The sequence below is a fragment of the Citrobacter sp. B72 genome (assembly GCF_016894305.1).
In the GTDB taxonomy this organism is placed as follows: Bacteria; Pseudomonadota; Gammaproteobacteria; order Enterobacterales; family Enterobacteriaceae; genus Citrobacter; species Citrobacter portucalensis.
In genome coordinates this window covers 2,536,083-2,559,380 of the sequence record NZ_CP069801.1, presented here as the reverse complement: position 1 = coordinate 2,559,380, position 23,298 = coordinate 2,536,083, and the positions used below count along the sequence as shown (strand labels likewise).

At 50.0% G+C, this 23,298-nt stretch carries 25 protein-coding genes and 1 pseudogene; 13 read left to right on the top strand and 13 right to left on the bottom strand.

Translation table 11 applies throughout. The features are described 5' to 3' along the window. Positions 1 to 5: 5 nt before the first annotated feature. A complete protein-coding gene (gene ydeE / locus JQN59_RS12190) occupies positions 6 to 1,193 on the bottom strand; it encodes an efflux MFS transporter YdeE (protein WP_032943415.1) in 1,188 nt (395 codons plus the stop codon). A 198-nt stretch (positions 1,194 to 1,391) separates the two neighbouring features. On the opposite strand from ydeE, the gene eamA reads away from it, so the two are divergent. Continuing rightward, positions 1,392 to 2,291 carry an O-acetylserine/cysteine exporter gene (eamA, locus tag JQN59_RS12185; protein ID WP_032943417.1) on the top strand — a complete coding sequence of 300 codons (900 nt, stop codon included), beginning with the start codon at positions 1,392 to 1,394 and terminating at the stop codon, positions 2,289 to 2,291. A gap of 30 nt (positions 2,292 to 2,321) precedes the next feature. On the opposite strand, the gene marB is transcribed toward eamA, so the two are convergent. Genes marB through marR form a run of 3 tightly spaced genes read right to left on the bottom strand, consistent with a single transcriptional unit; the run spans position 2,322 to position 3,407 of the window. Continuing rightward, positions 2,322 to 2,540, bottom strand: a complete 219-nt coding sequence (marB, locus tag JQN59_RS12180) for a multiple antibiotic resistance protein MarB (protein ID WP_008784747.1) — start codon at positions 2,538 to 2,540, stop codon at positions 2,322 to 2,324. A 30-nt stretch (positions 2,541 to 2,570) separates the two neighbouring features. After that, entirely contained in the window at positions 2,571 to 2,954 is a 384-nt protein-coding gene (gene marA, locus JQN59_RS12175) for an MDR efflux pump AcrAB transcriptional activator MarA (protein ID WP_003032424.1), read from the bottom strand. 18 nt (positions 2,955 to 2,972) lie between these two features. After that, positions 2,973 to 3,407 (bottom strand): multiple antibiotic resistance transcriptional regulator MarR, encoded by a 435-nt coding sequence (marR, locus tag JQN59_RS12170; protein ID WP_003832935.1) that lies wholly within the window; start codon positions 3,405 to 3,407, stop codon positions 2,973 to 2,975. Between the two features lie 257 nt (positions 3,408 to 3,664). Here marR and JQN59_RS12165 point away from each other — a divergent pair, with 257 nt between their 5' ends. Further along, positions 3,665 to 4,330, top strand: a complete 666-nt coding sequence (locus JQN59_RS12165; RefSeq protein ID WP_003832936.1) for a MarC family NAAT transporter — start codon at positions 3,665 to 3,667, stop codon at positions 4,328 to 4,330. 37 nt (positions 4,331 to 4,367) lie between these two features. Here the strand turns inward: JQN59_RS12165 and JQN59_RS12160 are convergent, their stop codons facing one another. Together JQN59_RS12160 and ptrR are read right to left on the bottom strand one after the other, a co-directional pair. Next, the gene (locus JQN59_RS12160) at positions 4,368 to 5,564 is read right to left on the bottom strand and encodes a sugar transporter (protein WP_149607221.1); all 1,197 of its coding nucleotides are present in this window, start codon (positions 5,562 to 5,564) and stop codon (positions 4,368 to 4,370) included. Positions 5,565 to 5,786: 222 nt separating this feature from the next. Further along, on the bottom strand, positions 5,787 to 6,662 hold the full coding sequence (gene ptrR / locus JQN59_RS12155) for a putrescine utilization regulator PtrR (protein WP_008784750.1): 876 nt from the start codon (positions 6,660 to 6,662) through the stop codon (positions 5,787 to 5,789). Between the two features lie 102 nt (positions 6,663 to 6,764). Here ptrR and sad point away from each other — a divergent pair, with 102 nt between their 5' ends. From sad to JQN59_RS12120, 7 genes are all read left to right on the top strand, one after another. Beyond that, positions 6,765 to 8,153: a succinate-semialdehyde dehydrogenase gene (gene sad, locus JQN59_RS12150; RefSeq protein WP_149607222.1), complete on the top strand. Its 1,389-nt coding sequence runs from the start codon at positions 6,765 to 6,767 to the stop codon at positions 8,151 to 8,153. Positions 8,154 to 8,256: 103 nt separating this feature from the next. Then, a complete protein-coding gene (locus JQN59_RS12145) occupies positions 8,257 to 9,834 on the top strand; it encodes a methyl-accepting chemotaxis protein (RefSeq protein ID WP_149607223.1) in 1,578 nt (525 codons plus the stop codon). 62 nt (positions 9,835 to 9,896) lie between these two features. Continuing rightward, entirely contained in the window at positions 9,897 to 10,823 is a 927-nt protein-coding gene (gene glsB / locus JQN59_RS12140; RefSeq protein WP_003832944.1) for a glutaminase B, read from the top strand. Continuing rightward, entirely contained in the window at positions 10,823 to 11,182 is a 360-nt protein-coding gene (locus JQN59_RS12135; RefSeq protein ID WP_008784753.1) for a DUF4186 domain-containing protein, read from the top strand. The genes glsB and JQN59_RS12135 overlap by 1 nt, the downstream gene beginning before the upstream one ends. 80 nt (positions 11,183 to 11,262) lie before the next feature. Beyond that, the gene (locus JQN59_RS12130; protein ID WP_149607224.1) at positions 11,263 to 11,790 is read left to right on the top strand and encodes a GNAT family N-acetyltransferase; all 528 of its coding nucleotides are present in this window, start codon (positions 11,263 to 11,265) and stop codon (positions 11,788 to 11,790) included. A gap of 106 nt (positions 11,791 to 11,896) precedes the next feature. After that, entirely contained in the window at positions 11,897 to 13,348 is a 1,452-nt protein-coding gene (locus JQN59_RS12125) for a tagaturonate reductase (protein WP_008784755.1), read from the top strand. A gap of 215 nt (positions 13,349 to 13,563) precedes the next feature. After that, the gene (locus tag JQN59_RS12120) at positions 13,564 to 14,478 is read left to right on the top strand and encodes a bestrophin family protein (protein ID WP_032943428.1); all 915 of its coding nucleotides are present in this window, start codon (positions 13,564 to 13,566) and stop codon (positions 14,476 to 14,478) included. Here the strand turns inward: JQN59_RS12120 and JQN59_RS12115 are convergent. Next, the gene (locus tag JQN59_RS12115; protein ID WP_003832953.1) at positions 14,475 to 14,852 is read right to left on the bottom strand and encodes a GFA family protein; all 378 of its coding nucleotides are present in this window, start codon (positions 14,850 to 14,852) and stop codon (positions 14,475 to 14,477) included. The two genes, JQN59_RS12120 and JQN59_RS12115, sit on opposite strands and share 4 nt — an antisense overlap. Before the next feature lie 131 nt (positions 14,853 to 14,983). Next, the gene (gene tam / locus JQN59_RS12110) at positions 14,984 to 15,742 is read right to left on the bottom strand and encodes a trans-aconitate 2-methyltransferase (protein WP_032943429.1); all 759 of its coding nucleotides are present in this window, start codon (positions 15,740 to 15,742) and stop codon (positions 14,984 to 14,986) included. A gap of 110 nt (positions 15,743 to 15,852) precedes the next feature. Between tam and JQN59_RS12105 the strand changes: the two genes are divergently transcribed. Further along, positions 15,853 to 16,374 (top strand): GNAT family N-acetyltransferase, encoded by a 522-nt coding sequence (locus JQN59_RS12105; RefSeq protein ID WP_048226507.1) that lies wholly within the window; start codon positions 15,853 to 15,855, stop codon positions 16,372 to 16,374. A gap of 9 nt (positions 16,375 to 16,383) precedes the next feature. Here the strand turns inward: JQN59_RS12105 and JQN59_RS12100 are convergent, their stop codons facing one another. Then, positions 16,384 to 17,220 (bottom strand): DMT family transporter, encoded by an 837-nt coding sequence (locus JQN59_RS12100; RefSeq protein WP_125363450.1) that lies wholly within the window; start codon positions 17,218 to 17,220, stop codon positions 16,384 to 16,386. Between the two features lie 52 nt (positions 17,221 to 17,272). Then, positions 17,273 to 17,650 (bottom strand): hypothetical protein, encoded by a 378-nt coding sequence (locus JQN59_RS12095; protein ID WP_149607225.1) that lies wholly within the window; start codon positions 17,648 to 17,650, stop codon positions 17,273 to 17,275. 382 nt (positions 17,651 to 18,032) lie between these two features. On the opposite strand from JQN59_RS12095, the gene JQN59_RS12090 reads away from it, so the two are divergent. The 3 genes and pseudogenes from JQN59_RS12090 to JQN59_RS12080 all read left to right on the top strand — a co-directional run bounded on the left by JQN59_RS12090 (position 18,033) and on the right by JQN59_RS12080 (position 20,881). After that, positions 18,033 to 19,646, top strand: a complete 1,614-nt coding sequence (locus tag JQN59_RS12090; protein WP_103014885.1) for a mechanosensitive ion channel family protein — start codon at positions 18,033 to 18,035, stop codon at positions 19,644 to 19,646. Positions 19,647 to 19,720: 74 nt separating this feature from the next. Continuing rightward, positions 19,721 to 19,936, top strand: a pseudogene (locus JQN59_RS12085) (fatty acid transporter); the annotation flags it as partial. 312 nt (positions 19,937 to 20,248) lie between these two features. Next, the gene (locus tag JQN59_RS12080) at positions 20,249 to 20,881 is read left to right on the top strand and encodes a DUF6904 family protein (protein WP_001567369.1); all 633 of its coding nucleotides are present in this window, start codon (positions 20,249 to 20,251) and stop codon (positions 20,879 to 20,881) included. A gap of 28 nt (positions 20,882 to 20,909) precedes the next feature. On the opposite strand, the gene JQN59_RS12075 is transcribed toward JQN59_RS12080, so the two are convergent. The 3 genes from JQN59_RS12075 to JQN59_RS12065 form a co-directional block, all read right to left on the bottom strand. Then, the gene (locus tag JQN59_RS12075) at positions 20,910 to 22,313 is read right to left on the bottom strand and encodes an ISNCY-like element ISKpn21 family transposase (RefSeq protein WP_001567368.1); all 1,404 of its coding nucleotides are present in this window, start codon (positions 22,311 to 22,313) and stop codon (positions 20,910 to 20,912) included. Between the two features lie 203 nt (positions 22,314 to 22,516). Beyond that, positions 22,517 to 22,999, bottom strand: a complete 483-nt coding sequence (locus tag JQN59_RS12070; protein WP_048214201.1) for a GNAT family N-acetyltransferase — start codon at positions 22,997 to 22,999, stop codon at positions 22,517 to 22,519. Continuing rightward, on the bottom strand, positions 22,987 to 23,253 hold the full coding sequence (locus JQN59_RS12065) for a type II toxin-antitoxin system TacA family antitoxin (protein WP_008784769.1): 267 nt from the start codon (positions 23,251 to 23,253) through the stop codon (positions 22,987 to 22,989). The genes JQN59_RS12070 and JQN59_RS12065 overlap by 13 nt, the downstream gene beginning before the upstream one ends. Between the last annotated feature and the right edge of the window lie 45 nt (positions 23,254 to 23,298).

The following is a 23,298-nucleotide window of genomic DNA, read 5'->3' as shown; positions in this document are numbered from 1 at the left end:
ACTCATCAGCAGACCACCGTTTGCCCCCAGGGCTTGGCGCGCATGCCTTTTATCATGAGCGCCCAGGCAAGAACGATCGCCACTATCAGCGCGACAAACAGCGACCATGGCGGCAATGTGGTTAAAATGACGCCGCTGACTAATGGGTTAACCGCTGCGCCAAGCCAGCCCAACGACTGGGCGGAAAAATAGCTGGCTTTCATGCCTGCTGGCGCGATGTTGTCGATAAGCATGTATTCACCAGGCGCGTAAATGACTTCGCCGATAGTGAAAAAGGCAGCAGAAATCCCCCATAACAACAGACTGTTGCCGGAGAAAGCGAAACCGACCAGGCCAACGACAAAGAAGACTGTACCCACTGTCATCAGCGGGCGGATATTCGTGGCGGTGAGCCTGCGGCCAAGCGCGTATTGCAGTGATACTACGATGGCGGCGTTAACGGGCAGGACCACCGCGACCACTTTCTCGGCAAAATCGCCATCGGCGACCACCATAACGTATTGCGAAATACAGGACGCAAAAGCACCGCCAACAAACGATGCCAGAAAGGCCGATAACGTAAACCAAAATAATGCCCGGTCGCGCAGGAGTACCGAAGGGGACCACACTGCGGCGTTTAAACCTTCTGATGGTGCTGTCGAACGTTTTACCCAGGTCTGGATAAACACCAGTGGCAATGCTGAACAGGCGGCAGCCAGCCAGAATGGCAGGTTAATGCTTTGCATCACCAGTAGAGTGCCCAGCGGTGGACCAACGGTCCAGCCAATATTCAGCACGGTATAGTTAAGCGAGAAAATTTTAGTCTTGTTGGTGGCAGACAGATTATCGGCAAACCAGGCCTTCAGCACCGTGGCGAAGACGGAGTAGGCACAGTTGATCAGGGCAAAGAGTAAAACCACTACCACCACGTTATGCACCAGTGGGATTGCAATAAAGCCGGAAGCAAAGCCACAAATTGCCAGCAGCATATAGCGTTTTTTATCGAACTTGTCGGCCAGAATACCAAAGCCAAGGCTGAACACCACGCCAATGGTCAGCGCGACCGTCATCGCATAGCCGATCAGGTCAACGCTCAGATGATACTGCCGACTGAGGTAAATCGTCATAAATGGCAGAGTGGCGCCACGGCCAATTGTTAATAATAATGATGACGCGAGTAACGCGAGAGTGGACCTTCTCAGAGAGATATTCATTTTCCTGCCCGACAATGCATGTTGTTATGTTTTTTTTAGATATAAGAAACAAATAGCATGTCAAAACTGTGATGTACACTCAATAAGTTGTCCGAAAATGCCTTGCGTGGCCTACCTGAAATAATGATCTGTTACGGCACAACGATTTCCGTTACTTTAACTTGTTTACAAAAATTTAATATTTGCAGGGGCGGTGGTATGTCGCGTAAAGACGGGTTGTTAGCGTTACTGGTTGTCGTGGTTTGGGGACTGAACTTTGTCGTTATTAAAGTGGGTCTGCACAATATGCCACCGCTAATGTTGGCGGGATTACGTTTTTTACTGGTGGCGTTTCCGGCAATACTCTTTGTTGCCAGGCCGAAAATCCCACTTTCGCTGTTGCTCGGCTATGGCCTGACCATCAGTTTTGGGCAGTTCGCATTTCTCTTTAGCGCTATCAAATTCGGTATGCCTGCAGGGTTAGCTTCTCTGGTATTGCAGGCTCAGGCGTTTTTTACCATTGTTCTGGGCGCATTTGCTTTCGGTGAGCGCCTGCAGGGTAAACAATTGGTAGGGATTGCGCTGGCGGTATTTGGCGTGCTGGTACTGATTGAGGCCAGTCTGAACGGTCAGCATGTTGGCATGCTCGGTTTTATGCTGACGCTAGCGGCGGCGCTAAGCTGGGCTTGCGGCAATATCTTTAACAAAAAAATCATGCAGCATACCTCGCGCCCAGCCGTTATGTCGTTGGTGGTATGGAGCGCGTTAATCCCTATTGCTCCGTTCTTCCTTGCTTCATTAATTCTCGATGGTCCAACGCAAATGATCCACAGTCTGGTGGAGATAGATATGACCACCATTCTTTCACTGGTTTATCTGGCGTTTGTGGCGACCATTGTGGGTTACGGTATCTGGGGTTCGTTACTCGGACGCTATGAAACCTGGCGTGTCGCGCCGTTGTCGCTGTTGGTGCCGGTCGTTGGACTGGCGAGTGCGGCCGTGCTGCTGGATGAAACGCTGACCGGATTGCAACTGCTCGGTGCGCTACTGATCATGGCAGGGTTGTATATCAATGTGTTTGGCTTTCGGTTGCGTAAGGTTGCGTCGGTGAGGGGCTAAAAAAAGCCCCGCAGTGGCGGGGCTATATAATTACAGGTTGCGCATATTGTAATAAGGCACACCTAATTCGTCGGACTTGTCGCTGCCTGCACCCATATGATTAAAATCGAACGGGGACTGATCGTGCGCAGGGGGCATAATCATCGCGTCGCGACTGTTCTGGGTGGCAGGTTGCGCGGTCTGTTCCGCCATGCTCTGGCCCGAAATAACAAACATCAGGGCCAGCATTGCATAAGACAGAAGTTTCATGATTTCCTCGGTTACGTCGTTAACTGGCGATTAGCAATTACATTGATTGAGTGGAAGCAAATAGCGTGATTCGCCGTGCATATTCGTCATACGGTACTTATGCGGCGGAACATCAAAATAGTTTTTGAATGTCCGGGTCAGCGTCTGCTGAGACTCAAAACCGTAACGCTCTGCCAGATAAAGAATGGGCTCGTTACTCTCTTTTAATTTTTGCGCTATTTCAGTCATTTTACGGCTGCGAATGTATTGACCCAGTGAATGACCGGTTTCTTTTTTAAACATCCGTTGCAGGTGCCATTTGGAGTAACCTGAACGCTCAGACACTTTTTCCAGCGAGAGCGGCGATTCAAGGTTATTTTCGATCCAGTCCAAAATGCTATGAATAGTGATTGTGTCAGTATTGCGTCTGGACATCGTCATACCTCTTTCTGTTTACGGCAGGATTCTCTTAAGCAAGTGCTCAAGTGTGGCTACTTCATCCGCCGTTAAGTTTTTTGTTAGTTCCTGGTGCAGGTCTTGCCCTACTAATTGATGACACTGCTCGCAAATTGCTGCGCCATGCTCAGTGAGTTTCACCAGCACGCCACGCTTGTCATGTGGATTCGGAAGCCTTTCGATCCAGCCTTTACAGGCCAGTCTGTCCAGCATTCGCGTCAGGGCGCCAAGGTCGACAGACAGCACTTTTTTCAATTCGACAGGGGTGATGCACACCGCGCAACGGATGGAGCAGAGCACCTTGAACTGCGATGCCGTGATATCCAGCGGTGACAGATAGTCGTTTAGCAAACGATCTTTTTTCTGATTAACCATATAGATCAAACGACCCAGTGGGATGATTTCGTTAAACAGATCACTGGTGTTTTTCACAATGGTTGCCCTGGCAAGTAGTTAGTCACGGCTGATATTATTGCTTAGGCAAATATAAGTCAAACGAATGGATCGGCAAATGCCACGTTTTGCTAAATCATCAGACTTAATACCTGGCGAGTGGAATTTTAACGGTTTGATAATTATGGTTTATACGTGCTGATGAAAAATGAATCCTTACATCGCGAAAATGGCTTATCTCGCGGATTTCACCGTATACTTGCCGTTGACGATTAACGCACAGGAAAGATGACATTATGATGGACTTGTTTAAAGCAATAGGACTGGGGCTGGTAGTCCTGTTACCGTTGGCAAACCCGTTAACCACCGTAGCGTTGTTCCTTGGCCTTGCCGGCAATATGAACAGCGCAGAGCGTAACCGTCAGTCACTCATGGCGTCCGTTTACGTGTTTGCCATCATGATGGTGGCGTACTATGCCGGGCAGCTGGTGATGAATACCTTCGGGATTTCGATTCCCGGACTACGTATTGCGGGTGGGTTAATCGTTGCGTTTATCGGCTTCCGGATGCTGTTTCCGCAGCAGAAGGCGCATGATTCTCCGGAAGCAAGAAGCAAGTCAGAAGAGCTGGAAGACGAGCCGACTGCCAATATCGCCTTTGTACCGCTGGCTATGCCAAGCACTGCCGGTCCGGGGACGATTGCGATGATCATCAGTTCCGCGTCAACCGTGCGTCATGGTTCCGAATTTCCGGACTGGGTGATCATGGTCGCACCGCCGATTATTTTTGCGGTTGTTGGGATTATCCTGTGGGGCTGTTTGCGCAGTTCCGGGGGGATCATGCGCCTGGTCGGCAAAGGTGGTATCGAAGCGATTTCTCGTTTGATGGGCTTCTTGCTGGTGTGTATGGGCGTGCAGTTTATTATTAACGGCGTGCTGGAAATTATCAAAACCTACGCTTAAAACACTGTGCCCGGTAATATCTACCGGGCATATTTTTTTATGAATGCTGAGGTTGTTCTTCCAGCGATACCGGCCATTTACGAAAGATAATCACCGACCATATCAACGCCACCACGGCAGGCACTGCGCCGACGTAACCAATCGTAGACATCGACCAGTGCAAACTCACCTGATTGCCTACCAGCGCACCAGCGCCAATACCGATATTAAAGATACCTGAGAACAGCGCCATTGCGACGTCGGTCGCATCCGGAGAAAGTGCCAGCACTTTCACCTGCATACCCAGACCTATCAGCATGATGGCGACGCCCCAGAAAATACTCAGGACAGCAAGGTGCATTTCGCTGTCAGCAGCGGGAAGTAACAGCACCAGACATACCGTCAACAGGGCAATGGCACTGCTAATCAGCACGGATGCATGCAGATTCCCCAGCTTACCGAAAATGACGCTACCGACAATTCCCGCGCCACCCAGAACCAGCAACAGCACGGTAGCAAAGTTTGCGCTCAGACCCGCGACGGTCTGCACAAACGGCTCGATATAGCTGTAGGCCGTGTAATGTGCGGTGACCACAATCACCGTCAGTAGATACAGACTCATCAATGCCGGACGATGAAATAACACCGGCAGGCTTTTTAAAGAGCCGGAGTGCTCACTGGGTAGTTTGGGCAGGAGCTTAATCAGGCAAAGCAGGGTAACTAACGCCCCCATACCGATGGCGAAGAAGGTCGTACGCCAGCCAAAATACTGACCGACGATACGTCCGATTGGCAGGCCAAGCACCATCGCCAGCGCGGTGCCGGTGGCAATCAGGCTGAGAGCCTGTGCACGTTTACCGGCAGGGGCCAGGCGGATCGCCAGCGATGCGGTAATCGACCAGAAAATAGCGTGCGCAAAAGCAATACCAATACGGCTAATTACCAGCACGGTAAAATTCCATGCCAGGAAAGAGAGCACATGGCTGGCGATAAACACAACAAACAGACAGATCAGCAGTTTTCGGCGCTCCACCTGACTGGTAAGTAACATAAAAGGGAGCGACATCAGGGCGACAACCCAGGCGTAGATCGTCAGCATGATCCCGACCTGAGCGGTCTGCATATTGAAGCTTTGTGCGATGTCGGACAGCAAGCCGACAGGGACAAACTCGGTGGTATTGAAAATAAAACCGGCAATGGCAAGCGTAACTACCCGTAGCCACGCGACCTTGCGGGAAACAGTGTCTGTTGTCATATCAAAAAAGAGGATTAGCTGCGAAAAGGTAAGGCCACGATCTTAAAACGTTTGCTGGCGAAAATACAATCATTTTGTGATATGGATCTCATTTCATTGGTAGGGCGCTACAATTTGTTGCCGAACATTCCTCGTATTTTTAAGTATTTCAATAATAATGAAATTCCGGGCGTATGACTTCACCCGGATTTACAGGTATTCATGTTTTTTGAGGATCGCCAGTTACTCCGGGTCGTGTGATAACTGAGGGTTCAACACCTCAATAAACGCTTCCAGTTGACGTGTCATTGCACCTCTGCGCCAGACCAGCCATGTATTCAGCCAGCGCCAGTTCTCGCTTAGTGGCCAGGCGTTGACCTGATGATGCCCTGGCATGCTCTCCAGCATCGATCGCGGGATCAGTGCGATACCCGCACCGGCAATGACGCAGGCCAGCATGCCGTGATATGACTCCATTTCATGAATGGTGCCGGGCATGGCGCGATCGGCATGAAACCAGCTTTCAAAATGGCGGCGATAGGAACAGTTGGCGCGAAAGGCGTAAATACTGCAACCGTTGACGTCGCTGGCCCGCTGAATGGGGGGATGGCCGTGCGGCGTCACGATCATCATCTCTTCACGGTAGACCGGCATTCCTTCAAGTCCCGGATGGGTAATTGGGCCATCGACAAAGGCCGCGTTCAATGTTCCGTCGAGTACGCCGTCCAGCATTGTGCCTGAAGGACCTGTCGCCAGCGCGAACTGAATTTTGGGGTAACGCTGATTATATTCAGCCAGCGTAGCGGGGATGCGAACTGCTGCTGTACTTTCAAGCGAGCCGAGAGAGAAGAGTCCTTGTGGCTCATCCCCGGCGACGACCATCCTGGCTTCCTCAACCAGTGCCAGGATCCGCTGGCTGTAGCGCAAAAAGTTGTGCCCGGATGGGGAAAGCCGCAGGCGCTGGTTTTCACGAATAAACAGATCAACGCCCAGGTCGGCTTCAAGCTGACGTATACGGGTGGTGAGATTGGATGGCACGCGATGCACCTTCGCGGCGGCCTGCGTAATACTGCCAGTCTCCGCGACGGCATTGAACATTTCCAGCTGCGTCAGATCCATAATCTTCTCTATTCGTGAATGGTATGGTTAATATTATTCATTTTTCAGAAAGAGTAAATATGCTCATGATATAACCATACCCTGCGATAAAGAGAGGCACTTATGACTATCACAGCAGCAACACATGCGATTTCCATTGACCCTGCCAGCGGTGAAAGGCTGGCGGCGACGCCGTGGGCCAGCGCGGAAGAGATTGATCATGCGCTGAACCTTGCCGCGAATGGTTATAGCGAATGGAAACATACTTCCGTTGAGCACCGTGCGCAAACGCTGCGCCAGATCGGGCAAGCACTGCGCCATCGTGCGGAAGAGATGGCGCAGTGTATCTCACGTGAAATGGGTAAACCCATTAAGCAGGCGCGTGCTGAAGTCGCCAAGTCAGCTGCATTGTGTGACTGGTACGCCGAGCATGGACCGGCGATGCTCAATCCGGAACCTACGCTGGTGGAGAATAATCAGGCGGTGATTGAATATCGTCCGGTAGGAACCATTCTGGCGATCATGCCGTGGAACTTCCCGCTCTGGCAGGTAATGCGAGGTGCCGTCCCGATACTGTTGGCTGGAAATGGCTACTTGTTAAAGCATGCGCCTAACGTAACCGGCTGTGCTGCAATTATTGCGCAGGTTTTCGCTGATGCGGGTGTACCCGCGGGGGTTTACGGTTGGGTTAATGCCGATAACGCTGGGGTCAGTCAGATGATCAATGACCCGCGTATTACGGCGGTAACGGTGACAGGCAGTGTACGTGCTGGGGCGGCGATTGGCGCCCAGGCGGGTGCCGCGCTGAAAAAATGTGTGCTTGAACTGGGCGGCTCCGATCCGTTTATTGTCCTCAATGATGCTGACCTCGATCTGGCCGTTAAGGCGGCGGTCGCTGGGCGTTATCAGAACACCGGGCAGGTTTGTGCGGCAGCCAAGCGCTTTATTATCGAAGAAGGGATTGCGGCAGAATTTACTTCACGCTTTGTGGCCGCTGCGAGCGCGCTCAAAATGGGCGATCCGCTGAACGAAGAAAACGATCTGGGGCCGATGGCGCGATTTGATCTGCGTGATGAGCTGCACCAGCAGGTAGAAGCTACCCTTGCCGAAGGGGCACGGTTACTTCTCGGCGGGGAAAAAATTGCTGGTCAGGGAAATTACTATGCCGTGACGGTACTGGGCGATGTCACTCCAGAGATGACGGCGTTCCGCCAGGAGCTGTTTGGTCCAGTTGCGGCAATTACCGTGGCGAAGAATGCTGAACATGCCTTAGCGCTGGCGAATGACAGTGATTTCGGCTTATCCGCCACGGTGTTCGCTGCGGATGAAGCGCTGGCGCAGAAGATGGCGTCACGCCTGGAGTGTGGTGGCGTATTTATCAATGGTTACAGCGCCAGCGATGCCCGCGTTGCGTTTGGTGGTGTGAAGAAAAGTGGCTTTGGCCGCGAACTTTCGCACTTTGGCCTGCATGAGTTTTGTAACGTGCAGACCGTCTGGAAAAACCGCCTTTGATGGTGTGGGTGCCTCCACTGGGGGCACCTGTCTTATTTCTGCAATTTTTCTGTCATTTACTCTCCGTACACTCGCGGCTAACGCTTTGATACAGAAGAGTAATATGAACATAACGCAAATTTTCCATCGTTTAATACCCCGTCAGTTCGGTCTGTTAACCGGCATTTTTTGCATTATTGCGCTGTTCTCTGTTTTGCAGGTCGTGTCCTCCTTGATGCTCTCGGCCTCAGTCAGTGACGCACAGCATAATGAAGGGCGTAATCAACTCGCGCTTTTGCAGCAGGCAAAGGTCGATGAAGCGCGGGTGGCGTTATTATCTGCCAGCGATTTACTTAACCGTGCGGGGATTTATTTTATGCAGGATGCCGCCACCGGTTCGGACGGGAGTTGGCGGCCGTTAATGGAAGAGGCGTACCGGGCACTGGCGCAGTCAAAAAGTGCATGGGATGCCTGGCGGGATATGAAGCCGCAGTCGGATCCAGAACTAACTGAGAGCTATCAGCGTTTTTATAGCGGTATTCAGGAGCAGGCGGATGGGCTGATGCAGTCAGGTTCCATTGATGCGTTTTTTGCCGTACCCGTGCAGGCCTTTCAGACAGACTTTAACGCTAATTACGCGCGCTTTCAGCAGGACAGTGGGCGACATGCGGAAGCTGGGCGTCAGCAGCTGTTGACCAGTCTTGAGCGTTTACAGAATCTATTTTTGTTTATTCCTCTGGTGCTGGTGGTTATCGCCTTTCTGGTCTGGCGTAGTATGTTCCGTTGGGTGATTATGCCGCTGCGACGGCTGATCGATCATATCGATATTTTAGCGGCGGGGGATCTTTCTCGGCCAGCCCCGCAGGTGAGTCAGTTTAATCGGGAAGTGACGCAATTAAGTTCGCGTATTGCTGCAATGCAGCAGGGGCTCTGCGCGCTGGTGCGGCAGGTGAATGATGCCACCACCGCAATGGTAGGAAATATCAACGAACTTGCGCAGAACAATAAACAGCTATACCAGCAGTCGGCAAAACAAAGTGAAGAGTTGAGCACTGTGACATCGCATATTTCGGTTCTGGAAACGCATGTTGAGGATAACAGTGGCTTTGCTGAACTGGCGAATCAACGCGCAGTGCAGGCGCGTGATATTGCGGCAGGTGGAGACCGAATGATGGCGACGGTAAATGCGTCAATGCAGGCGATTGTGACTCGCTCGTCTGAAATGCGAGGGATTACAACGCTTATCGACAACATTGCATTTCAGACAAATATCCTGGCTCTCAACGCCGCAATTGAGGCAGCACATGCCGGGGAGCAAGGGCGCGGGTTTGCCGTGGTTGCGAAAGAAGTTGGGCTGCTGGCGCGAAAAAGCGGTCAGTCTACGCAAAACATTCAGACACTGATTAAACACTCGTTACAGGGCATTGAAGAGGGCTTTCACGCGGTTAACGGACTCGATAAGAATTTGCAGCAGGTTATCGCACTGGTGGAAAACCTCGGCGCGTTACTGAACGATATTTCGACTGCAACGTTAAATCAGGGGAACAGTATTCACCAGTTAACCCGTCAGCTTCATGTCCTGAACGGCGAAGCCCGACAAACCAGTGATCTGGTGAATGCTGCATCTGATTCTTCCTTACAGCTTCACCATGAATCTAACCAGCTTTTGCAGGCCGTGGCCAGATTCCGCCTTCCGGCCTGACGCTGCGTATTCAGCTCTGTTATACTCGCAGGCCTTTCATACCTGCGAGCAAGGAGCATGTTGTGGCCAGGGCCATGGACAATTCAATTTTAGAGACCATTGTGCAGCAGGTTCGTCCGCTGATTGGTCAGGGTAAAGTCGCTGATTACATTCCGGCATTAGCCTCCGTCGACGGTTCAAAACTGGGTATTGCTATCTGTACCGTTGATGGGCAGCACTATCAGGCGGGAGATGCGCAAGAACGTTTTTCTATTCAGTCGATTTCAAAGGTGCTCAGTCTGGTCGTGGCGATGCGTCACTATCAGGAAGAGGAGATCTGGCAGCGCGTCGGCAAAGATCCTTCCGGTCATCCTTTTAACTCCCTGGTGCAGCTGGAAATGGAGCAGGGTATCCCTCGCAATCCCTTTATTAATGCCGGGGCGCTGGTGGTTTGCGATATGCTGCAAGGGCGTCTAAGCGCACCGCGTCAACGGATGCTGGAAGTGGTGCGGGCATTAAGCGGCGTTTCGGATATCGCCTATGATGCGACGGTCGCGCGATCGGAGTTTGAGCACTCGGCGCGTAACGCCGCTATTGCATGGTTGATGAAATCCTTCGGCAATTTTCACCATGACGTGCCCACCGTTTTGCAGAACTATTTTCACTACTGCGCGCTGAAAATGAGCTGTGTGGAACTAGCGCGGACTTTTGTCTTTTTGGCAAATCAAGGGCATGCCTTTCATCTTGCTGAGCCTGTGGTCACTCCTATGCAGGCCCGGCAGATCAATGCGCTGATGGCGACCAGCGGCATGTATCAGAACGCAGGGGAATTTGCCTGGCGGGTCGGGCTTCCGGCGAAATCAGGTGTGGGTGGCGGCATCGTGGCGATCGTGCCACACGAGATGGCGATTGCTGTCTGGAGTCCGGAACTGGATCCGGCGGGAAATTCACTGGCCGGTATCGCCGTGCTGGAGCAATTAACACAACAGCTGGGGCGCTCGGTTTACTGATGAAAACGCTCGATCCTCTTTTTGCCCGGCTGGCGAAATCAACGTTTCGCTCGCGGTTTCGTCTTGGCCAGAAAGAAAGGCAGTATTGTCTGGATAAAGGGGCGCCAGTTATCGAGCAACATGCTGCGGATTTTATAGCTAAACGACTGGCACCTGCGTTTCCCGCCAATGATGGAAAACAGACTCCTATGCGTGGTCACCCGGTATTTATTGCTCAACATGCTACGGCGACGTGCTGTCGAGGGTGTCTGGCGAAATGGCATGATATACCTCAGGGTGTAGCGCTAAACGATGAACAGCAACGTTACGTTGTCACGGTTATTTACCACTGGTTAGTGCTCCAAATGAACAAGCCATAGATAACATTATCCTATGATATCCCCCCTTGTGTTGTGTAATTGTTAAAAGCAGTATGAAGGGGTCAATCTAAGGAGAAACCATGGCTTCCGGCAAACCCTGCTTTGTGCTGAGCGCGGCACAGATTCTGTCGCGAATCGACGAGCTCAGCGATGTTCTTGAACAGTGCGTCAATGACGGCGCCTCCATCAGTTTTATGCTGCCCTTTAATCGCGAAAAATCAGAGGCTTTCTGGATGAAGGTCGCGCAAAGTGTTTCTCGCGGAGAACGGATCGTTCTTGGTACGCAGAATGCGCTGGGGGTGCTTGTCGGTACCGTCCAACTCATTATCGATCAACCCGAAAATCAACCTCATCGTGCTGATGTCGCCAAACTGCTGGTTCACCCCTCAGCGCGACGCAGTGGTCTGGCCCGTGAATTGATGAACGAACTGGAAAGTTGCGCGCGTCAACAAGGTAAAACGCTGCTGGTGCTTGATACGGCGACGGGCAGTGGTGCGGAGTTGTTCTACCACAATTGTGGGTGGAAAAAGGTAGGGGTGATACCTGACTATGCCCAAATGCCCGATGGGATGCTGACCGGAACCACACTTTTCTATAAAACGCTCTAATTTGTCGCCGGGGATTGATCAAAACAGGGTTTCAATGTATTAAAGTTTGCTAACCTATTGGACCAATTCAATCAAGTTGTATGACTAATCATAAAGGGAACCCATTGTGCAAACACTAAATCGTCGCGATTTCCCCGGTGCTCAGTATCCTGAACGTATTATTCAGTTTGGTGAAGGAAACTTCCTGCGCGCCTTTGTAGACTGGCAGGTAGATCTGCTGAACGAACATACCGATCTGAACGCTGGTGTGGTCATTGTTCGTCCTATCGAAAGTTCCTTCCCGCCATCGCTGAGTACGCAGGATGGCCTCTATACCACTATCATTCGTGGTTTGAATGAGAAGGGCGAGGCCGTCAGTGATGCCCGTCTAATTCGTTCAGTTAACCGTGAAATCAGCGTCTATAGCGAATACGATGAGTTCCTGAAGCTGGCGCATAATCCTGATATGCGTTTTGTGTTCTCTAACACCACGGAAGCAGGTATCAGTTACCACGCGGGCGATAAGTTTGACGACGCGCCAGCAGTTAGTTATCCGGCTAAACTGACGCGTCTGCTGTTCGAACGCTTCAGCTATTTTAACGGCGCATTGGATAAAGGCTGGATTATCATCCCTTGCGAACTGATTGATTATAACGGTGATGCACTGCGTGAACTGGTTCTGCGCTACGCTCAGGAATGGGCGCTGCCGGAAGCGTTTATTCAGTGGCTGGATCAGGCCAATGCATTTTGCTCCACGCTGGTGGACCGTATTGTTACCGGCTATCCGCGTGATGAGGTTGCTAAGCTCGAAGCAGAACTGGGCTATCATGATGCTTTCCTCGATACCGCAGAACACTTCTATCTGTTTGTCATTCAGGGGCCAAAGTCATTAGCCGCAGAACTACGTCTGGATAAGTATCCGCTGAATGTCCTGATCGTGGATGACATCAAACCGTACAAAGAGCGCAAAGTGGCGATTCTCAACGGTGCTCACACCGCGCTGGTCCCTGTTGCCTGGCAGGCAGGGTTGGACACCGTGGGCGAGGCGATGAATGACGCTGAGATTTGTGCTTTCGTGGAGAAAGCGATCTATGAAGAGATCATTCCGGTACTGGATTTACCACGTGATGAGTTAGCTTCTTTCGCCAGCGCGGTAACCGGTCGATTCTGCAACCCGTATATAAAACATCAGCTGCTGTCGATTGCCCTGAATGGCATGACCAAGTTCCGCACCCGTATATTGCCGCAACTGCTGGCAGGGCAACAGGCCAGCGGTAAGCTGCCGGCGCGTTTGACGTTTGCACTTGCCGCGTTAATTGCTTTTTATCGTGGAGAGCGCAACGGTGAGTCTTATCCGGTTCAGGATGATGCGCACTGGATAGAACGTTTTCAACAGCTGTGGTCCCAGCATCGCGATCGCCAGATAAGTACCGAAGCGTTGGTCAAATCTGTACTGGGTGTCAAAGAACACTGGGAACAAGATCTGACGCAGGTTTCTGGACTGGTGGAACAGGTCTCTGCCGATCTGGATACCATTCTGGCAAAAGGTATGCGTGAAGCCGTTAAGCCACTGTGCTAAGACGACTACCGATAACCCGGCTCAGGCCGGGTTTTTTCTGGATATACATTAGTTACAACATACTATGTGGTTTATATCATAAACCCGGTCTGTGACTTAGGTGCGGCTTCATTTTAAGCAGGGCCAAAGTTGTTGGGATAATGTTGCGATTAACTTGCAACATTGATCGCTATCGCGTCTAATGTGACGGATTTCACATTTTCCCGAAGATAACCATGATCGTTCGTCCCCAACAACACTGGCTGCGCCTGATATTCGTCTGGCATGGTTCCGTATTATCTAAAATATTTTCACGACTGCTGCTGAACTTCCTGCTCTCCATCGCCGTTATCATCATGTTGCCCTGGTATACGATGTTGGGTATCAAATTTACCCTGGCACCGTTCAGTATTCTGGGCGTGGCGATTGCTATCTTTTTAGGTTTTCGCAATAACGCCTGCTATTCACGTTATGTCGAAGCCCGACACCTGTGGGGGCAGTTGATGATTGCTTCCCGGTCACTACTTCGCGAGGTGAAAACCACCTTACCGGATGACGCCGAACTGGGGCAGTTTGTTCGTCTGCAAATCGCATTTGCCCACTGTTTACGCATGACATTACGTCGAAACCCACAGGCAGAGCCGTTGGCGAAATATCTCAGCGAGAAAGATCTGCAGACGGTATTTGCCGCACAATCGCCAGCAAACCGCATTTTGTTGCTGATGGGGGAGTGGTTGGCCGTGCGCAGACGTGATGGGCAGCTGTCCGATATATTATTTCATAGTTTAAACAACAGATTAAATGATATGTCGGCAGTACTGGCAGGTTGTGAGCGAATCGCGAATACACCCGTTCCGTTTGCTTATACTTTGATCCTTCATCGCACTGTTTATCTGTTTTGTATCATGCTGCCATTCGCGTTGGTGGTGGATCTTCACTACATGACGCCGTTTATTTCAGTGCTGATTTCCTATACTTTTATCTCGCTTGATGCGCTTGCGGAAGAGCTTGAAGATCCGTTTGGTACTGAGAACAATGACCTGCCGCTGGATGCGATTTGCAATGCAATCGAAATCGATTTACTGCAAATGAACGATGAAACCAATGTGCCAGCAAAACATATGCCGGATAAACATTACCAACTAACTTAGTTTCGTTCTGTTTCCCACCATGCTGGCCGCATATCAGAAAACGAATGAAACTCCGGCGCCAGATCTTCATCATTAGGATCGTCAAAAGCGCCGGCTAAAAGCGCAATGACCGGAGCGTCATCGATGGCGCCCACGGAACTACCGCACTGAGGGCAAAAAGCCCGACTGGTGGTTTCAGATGAGCGCCAGGTTGTCGGTTTTCCGGCTTTTCCTGTCCATTCTACATTTTCTGCATCAAACTCAATCCAGACGACGGTCGGGGCACCCGTATGTTTCCGGCATATATCGCATGAGCAGGTATGGGAATTATTAGGACTGCTGGCTGTGAAGCGGATCGAGCCACACAGACACCCACCAATGTAGACTTTAGACATAACAACCCCCGTCAGTAACATGTGGCAAGACACTAGCAGATGCCTGACATAGCCACTAGATCCTTATGATAAAAAGGCGAGGGCGCGCATACTCGGTAGCCCTGTCCTGTGATCTGTCTGATGATAAACGCTTAACTATTGCGTCTGGCAACAATAAACAACCGCGGAAAGGCCAGCAAAATATTGCCGTTTTCCTGCAACGGATATTGATCCTGAAGCAGTTCATGGTAGCGAGCCAGGTAATGACGCTGCTCGCTTTCGCTCAAATCCTGTAACCAGGGGCGTAGTCCCGTTGAGCTTACCCAGTCGATAATCGCCTGATGCGAATCCATAATGTGATAATACGTTGTACGCCAGATATCTACATCACAACCCGCTTCGGTCAAAATATCATAGTAGGCGTGAACGCCAGGAAGCGGAGCACGCCCCCGGTCGGGGTAATCTTGTTCATAAGCCACTTCGCGCATCAGTACATGCGTGGGCTCCAGCCAGTTATCCGGCATTTGCACGGCCAGAACACCGTTGTGACTCAGTTGTGAGACCAAATGTGGGAATAATTCATAGTGATCGGGCACCCACTGTAACGACGCATTTGCATAAAGCAGATCCACGGGATGCTCGGGCTGAAACTGGCTAATATCCGCTTCGATAAAATGGCAGTCAGGTAATGCGTTGCGCGCTTCATTCAGCATAGCAGGTGAAGAATCGACACCTGTTGTCTTTGCCGTGGGCCAGCGCTGATGCAGCAATGCCGTACTGTTTCCCGGACCACAACCAAGATCAACAACTGAGCGGACATTTTCTAACGCCACACGGCTGAGTAATTCTGCTGCGGGTCTTGAACGTTCAGTTGCATATTGCAGATAAAGCGAAGGGTTCCAGTCGGCCATGTATAAATCTCCAGTATGAGAGGAAAAGTCGGAAAAGGGCGGTATAAGACCTTGCCGATGAGCCACTTATTTTAGAAGATTATATGAAAATGAATGATAAGGGCAGGAATATGCTGGAAACATCAAGGTTGATATTGCGACAGTGGGAGGCTAAAGACCGAGCCCCTTTTGCTGCACTCAATGCCGATTCTGACGTGATGCGTTTTTTCCCCGCGCCGCTACAGAAAGCTGAAAGCGATAACCTGGCCGATAGATTTAGTGAAGGTATTGCAGAACGCGGCTGGGGATTTTGGGCCGTAGAGCTAAAAGAAACACACCAGTTTGTGGGCTGTGTGGGGTTGCATCCACAACCTGATAAATTTCATTTTTCACCCTGTACCGAAATTGGCTGGCGGCTTGCTAAAGCATACTGGCACCAGGGTCTGGCGTTAGAAGCCGCACAAGCGAGTCTTGCATTTGCTTTTGACGTACTGGCGCTAAATGAAGTCGTTTCATTTACTTCTGTGCTGAATAAACCGTCAGAGAATCTGATGATACGACTTGGTATGAATAAAACAGAAGAGTTTACGCATCCCGCGTTGCCGCCAGATCATCGATTGGCACAACATGTTCTGTATCGTCTTTGCCGATAATTAATCAGTCTATTTTGCTCCTTTTCTCATATCAGAGAAAATAACTAAGCCAATTCCAGCCAAAATAATGATGCTTGCGAGAAGGATTCTGACGGTGAGCGTTTCGCCCAAAAATATGATCCCACCGAGAGTGGCCAGACAAGGTACGCTGAGTTGAATAGTACTGGCCGTTGTGGACCTGAGTAAGGGGAGCAATGAATACCAGAGCAGATATGCACCTCCCGATGTAATTGCACCAGAAAGCACGCCCAGAACTAATCCATATATATCAATATGAAGATGAGAGCGGAAGAACAGAGGAATAATCAATGCGACCGGGATTGCCAGGATGAAATTCCCCCCGGTAGAGGCAGCAGCATCCGTGATTTTTTTCCCTGTGATACTGTAGAACGCCCAGGCTAACCCAGCAATAACCATCATTATTGCAGCATACAGGGAAGGGCGTTCTGCACCAGGAAGCAGCAATATGGCTATTCCAGCCAATGCTCCGAGTATTCCTGTTATTTTTAAAATTACGAGCTTTTCTCCCTGAGCTATCCCCCATACTGTCATGACGAGCTGAACGGTACCAAAGAGCAGCAGGGCACCAGCGCCGGTGCTGAGAGAAACATAGGCAATGGAGAATGAAAAAACATAGATGCAAAGTAGCAGGGCATTTAACCACTTGAATTCAAATTTTCTGCTGTCAGATGTTATCGCAATAAATAAAAAAAGGGCAATTGCGCCACTTATCAACCGGAGGCTGCTGAATGAAATAGCATCAGCATGCATCCCCTTCAACGCGAGTCGGCAAAGTACGGAGTTGCCGGCAAATGCGACCATTGCGATGATGATTCTGATGAGCAAGATAACGTCCTTTAGTCGATACGATAATTAGTAAAAGATGCAGGTGTTGTCTTTAAAAACAGGTGTGTTGATTAACATAATTGCCAACATCAACGACTCTATTCGTGTTGGGATCGACATTAAGAACGACAAAACGCATTTGTGGGCAGAACAGCTCTGCACTTTTCTTGCTGCATTCAGTTTGTAGCCATAGATGCTCACCCTGTTCGGTTACAACCGTGTTCACGTTTCCGTATTCGCTGCACACAAAACCTTTTTCAGTTGCTCTTTGCCTTGCTGCCTCCAGGCTCAGACCAATAACATTCAGCTCATCGACCTCTTTGGCATGTGTGCTGTCGGAAACACGGGTTAATGTGCAGCTCGACAGCGTAGAGGTAAATAGTAGCAATAGCATGAAGCGTAGGATGGTTTTGCTTTTTTTGTTTCGCATTGTCCGATATGTACTCAATTTTATTATCGTATTTCTGAAAGTAAGTGAAGTCACCGGGTTCAGTATATAACGAACGATTACATACCATTGCTAAAAAATCACAGATGTGCGGCTTTATATTTTTAAATGAAAGCTTCCAAAGCCAAAATCTCATGACGTAATAATTGAGACTATGTACTTTTGGTCAGAGGTATGTGCGTTTCAAATTAGCGACGATGAAGATAAGAGCCTTCCCAGAGACATATCATCTTTCACATCAAATGAAGATCTCATTCTCACTAACATTGCGTAAGTGAAAGGCTGGTCTATGCTAAAAAAAGCAATCAAATTTGCGTTGGCTTTTTGAATAATAACGATAATTCTCGCGTTTTCGGTGGCGAATATGAACAGGATTGTGATCGCTTTTTTAATGTGCTTTCTTTCCTCTTTGGTTGTTAACACATATGCGGCGGAACCTCGTCAGGAACCCACCGAAAAGGAACGCGCGCGAACGGTTTATATTTTTCATCAACCGATTGTCATGCTCCAGGCGAAATTCGGCCTTACCACGCCAGAAGAGCGGGTGCTGCGCATCCGCAATACGCTACGAAATTTCACTGAAGCCGATGTTCGCGAACCGTTACAGGTTGTGTCGGTCACGCGTTATAACCAGCCGGGAAGGCTTATCGTGATGAACGGTAAACCGGTGATGTTGCTGACACAAGGCGATCTCGACGAAGGAGACGATCTTACGCTCGACCAGGCGGCGCAGCGCGTACTGGCGCGCATGGAGGCGCAGCGGTCTGCATTGAGCGATCAGTATAACAGCGGCTGGCTGGCGCTGTCGGCGGTGAAAACGATGGCTGGTCTGGTGGGACTGGTGCTGTTTTGGTTCGGTGCATACCGTTCCTGGCGTTGGGTCAGACGCGTTTATCGTCGTCGCATTTTTGAGAACAAAAGCTGGATCCCCCAGAGTTGGCGGCGTTTTATCGGCGCTATCGAGACACGCCTGTACGCACTGTTGATGATCCTGCTGGGTATCGTTGCACTTTACGTTTGGCTGAGTTGGGCCTTTAGCCTGTTTCCCTGGACGCGCGTCTGGGGAGAGTCCCTTGGTGACTGGTCTGTACACGTAGTGCGTGATATTGCATTGTCGATTGTCTCAGCGTTACCTGGCTTGATGATCGTCCTGATCATTTTTCTCATCACGGCGTTCATCCTGAAGTTGCTTAAGGTGGTTCTCAACCAGGTGGAGGCAGGGCGTTTGCAGTTGCCTGGAATTCATCCAGAAACCGTGGGCGCAACCCGTAAGTTAATCTCTGTGGTGGTGTGGCTCTTTGCGCTATCTGCAGCCTATCCCTTTTTGCCCGGTGCCAATTCACTGGCGTTTAAAGGTATCAGCGTTTTCTTTGGCCTGATGCTCACGCTGGGGTCGGCCGGGGTGATGAACCACGCAATGAGCGGACTGGTTTTGATCTATTCGCGCGCGCTGCGCAAAGGCGACATGATTCGGGTAGCGGACAACGAGGGATTGGTAAGCGAAATTGGTATGCTCGCGACCAAAATTATCACTCGTGAAAATTACGTGGTCACAGTGCCAAATGCGGTAGTGGTTAGTGGAAAAATTACTAACCTTAGCGCGCAGAGCACCAACGGCGGCGTCAACCTGACGGTCGGCGTTACCATTGGCTACGACACGCCCTGGCGCCAGGTCCACGCAATGCTGGAGTTGGCAGCCAAGCGGGCCAAAGGAATCGATCTTTCACAGCCGCCGTTGGTGCGTCAGCTGAGTCTGATGGACTGGTATATTTCCTATGAATTGCAGGTGCGCCTGCTGCCGGATGTATCACTGGCAGATGCCCGTAATGAACTGCATAGCAATATTCAGGACGTCTTCAACGAATTTAACGTGCAGATTATGTCTCCGAATTTTGTGCTACAGCCAGAAAACAGCGTGATGGTGGCCAAAGAGAATTGGTATACCGCACCCGCAACACCGCCAGAAGGCGGGAAATAATGCGTTGGCTTTTTCTGCTTCTCGCTATCGCTATCAGGGGGATGACGTAAGTACCGTTCAGACGCAGCTAGCATTCGCAAAGCGATGTGGCGCTGACGATGCCGACCGGTGATGAATGGCGATTTGCTACCGGAGCGCAATATCAAATTACACCACAAAGCAATATCGGTGCTGCCGTGTCGTATCTGCATATGCAGTCGTCCCACGTACAGTCACCATCAATTTATCAGGGGAGTTACGATAATCCGTATCTGTGGTTTGCCAGTGTGAACTACAGTTATCAGTTCTAATGTTCAGTGAAGTGAGAGTCGCGGTGGAATTGTAGAAGACATAAAACAGCTATTTGCATAACCAGTTGCAGTCGAGAGCCATCATCCAGAACTGTTAGCGCTGTTGAGGTAACTGCGCTTGAAAGGGTTTTGAGGCGTCATTATTGAGCAGCACAAGGATGACCATAAAACATCAGATTCAGCCTTTATTTACTTTTGTCAAGGCTCAATTGAAATGTCCGTTATCCAGCTCAATTAAAATGACCACTTTGATCTCTCATTCTCTTTACTGATAGACTTTCCTCCGACTGAAACAACAGGATGATTGAGCCCATGCTTCGATACGAGTTAACGCCGAACAATGCAGGTTTTATACTGTGGGGAGATTCAGAAGCCCTGAATGAATTACATGAACTCATTCATTACATCGTGGATGAAAGCCCACTGATTAAAGTTAAAGACGGATTTATGTTATCCCTTGCCTATGATATTCGTAAAGCACGGGAAGGTAATCGTCGTGTTGAGCAACATCAGTATGATCAACATGATACATATAAGCTTTATGGTGTTGAGCTTTTATGGCCTCTGGTCCTGGTACAGTCCTCAATACTCAGAAACTCAATGGGTTATATTCAGACAGACAAAAACCAGCTGTCTGTCATGTATGCCTTTGAATACCTGATAGAATCAGCATTAACAGAGTCTGAGAGAACAACGTCGAATGATATTATGCTAACAGTAAAATATGCATCAGACTCTGATTTTAATTTCATTGAGGATAATATTGACAGCAGGTGCTGCTATTTTATCAGCCTATCTCCGGAGCAAAGAAAAAAGCAGTTAATCAGTATTGTTCGTTCTTTTCATTCATTATGGGGTAAGTATGCCCGTGAAAAGCAGGACATAAAGATGCTGAACGAAATGAATAATACATCATGGGTCTGGCCGGACAATATCAACTGGTGAGCAACCACTGTCCGGCCAGTGAGTACCATCAGCGGGCTCTTTTACCAAAAATGTCCTCTGAACGTGACTGAAGCTGTTTGAGTGCTTCGAGCATGTCATCATTATCCAGTGAGCGCTGGGATTTCTTCCCTTCCTGCTTTGGCCGTCGTCGGGAAGGGCCATCTCCAGCGGGAATTGACTGAGAGCGCGTGTTATCCCGCTTGCTCTGCACCAGACTGATAAACTCCAGGGTTCGGCCAAGACGCTTGTTATCGACAATCGCGCCCTGGTCGATTTCTGACAGTCGGTCGTAGGTAGAGTAGGGAAGTAGCGTACCGTTCAGGCGCAGCTCTTTTCTGCCATCAGGATAGTGATACACATCGATATATTTACCTATTGCACGGCGACTCAGTTCGCTGTCTTCAATCAGGTACAACATTTTATCATATTGTATCGTCAACGATTTTGAGACTTTACGTTTTTCACGAACAGTGAAAATAAGCCCCAGGTCCTCATCATGTTCTACAGCACGGTGTACGTCAAAATCATGTCGCGGTACTTTGCCAAAACGGCGGTTATAGTCAGCCATATAGGCCTCAGCGAAGTCATTTGCAGCCTCCATTGAACAAATGCCCTGTAACCGCAGCTCTTTGACCAGACGATCCTGTAAAGTGAGGTGAGCTCGTTCTACACGCCCTTTGGCGGGACTGGTTTCTGCACAGATAGTCTGGATGTTCAGTTCATGCATGGCTCGCCCAAACTGAGTATGCCCGTCTCCGCCTGTGGCGTGTTTATTGTTAACACGAAAAACACCGGCTTTATCGCTGTACAGTGCCAGCGGTTTACCATGCTTATCGATATAGCGCCGCGTGGCTTCGAAGTAAGAAAACGTGGACTCCGATTTAACAAACAACAGTTCCATCAGTTTGCTGGTTGCATCATCAACATAGACCAGCGCGGTGCAGGCCGGGCCACGGCCTTCAAACCAGTCGTGATCACAGCCATCTATTTGTATCAGCTCACCAGTACACGGACGCCGGTACCGTGGTTGAGGGATCCTTGCGGCACGTTGTTTACGGGGAACCCATAAGCCAGCCCGCACCATGATGCGCCGGACAGTTTCTTTGCCAAGAAACAGTCCGTGGAGTTCTTCGAGCTTTTCACGCGCCAGAGTCGGACCGAAATCAGCATAACGCGTCTTGATCAGTTCCAGAGCCTGATCTGCGAGCCCGGGTGGCAACTGGCGGTTACCACGCATGCCACATCGTCTGCTGGCCATACCAAGCGGTCCGCCTTCACGGTAACGGGCAAGAAGTCTGCGGCATTGCCTGTCGCTGATACCGAGGTGCTCGGCCGCACGGCGCGTTGTGATGCGACGTTCAATGACGTCCTGTATAATCTTGATCCGGTTGATCTCTTTCAAAGTAAACACTCCTGAGCTTTCTGCGCTCATGATATGCCTCCCGGTAGTTTAAACGGACCAGTGAAGCTTACCATAGCGCGGACATCTGAATTGAGCCACAGGCGGACATTACTATTGAGCCATTACATCATTGGTGCGCATAATGTATATTATGTTAAATGCAATTTGATACGTACTCAGTTGAATCCCCATGTGGCCCACGTTTGGCCATTGACCTCCTCTGCTCATTACAATCATGAAAGCCCAAGGAACAGAGTTCGCTCCTGCAGTTGAGATGCTTTGAATCCGTGGTGAAGATAAAAACGTTTAGCTTCGTCTGTGAGCACATGCACCATAACGGCACGCACGCCAATATTTTCTGCCACTTTGTAACACCGCAGTACCGCATCGTGAAGCAGATCGGCCCCTAACCCTTTTCCACGAACAGAAAGATCTACGGCCAATCTGGCAAGGATAATTACGGGGATTGGATCTGGCATGTTACGCCGAAGATTGCCTGTTGCTTCTGTGTGGTTGACGCTACCAGTGGCCAGTGAATAAAAGCCAGCGACTTGTCGCGTGTCTGTTTTGCAGACAACAAACGTCCTGGTTGCACCGAGAGCCTGATTTTTCAACCCTTTTTGCTTTAACCAATCATCGAGAACAATTTCTCCGCTGACAAATTCCGCCAATTGATGAATGTGAGTTAGCGGCTCTGGTGCGGTTACAAATCCCACTGTGGTTTCCTTGCCAGTAGCTTCCTGATAGCGGGATCTTCGGCAACCGGAGCATCAAGCATCTCGATAAACTCAGCGTATTGTTCATCATTAAAATTAAACACTCGGCGATCGAGAATAACGTTCTCTGCCGCCTGGCAGGCCATTTCCAGAATAAAGTCTGTACGCGATTTATGTAGAATCTCTGCGGCCGCATCAATAAGCGCGCGTTGGGATTCTTTAGCTCTAAGGTTGAGCTGGACATCTGATTTCATTATTAAGCCTCTTGTATAGCAATTGCTTTACAAGCATACCATAAG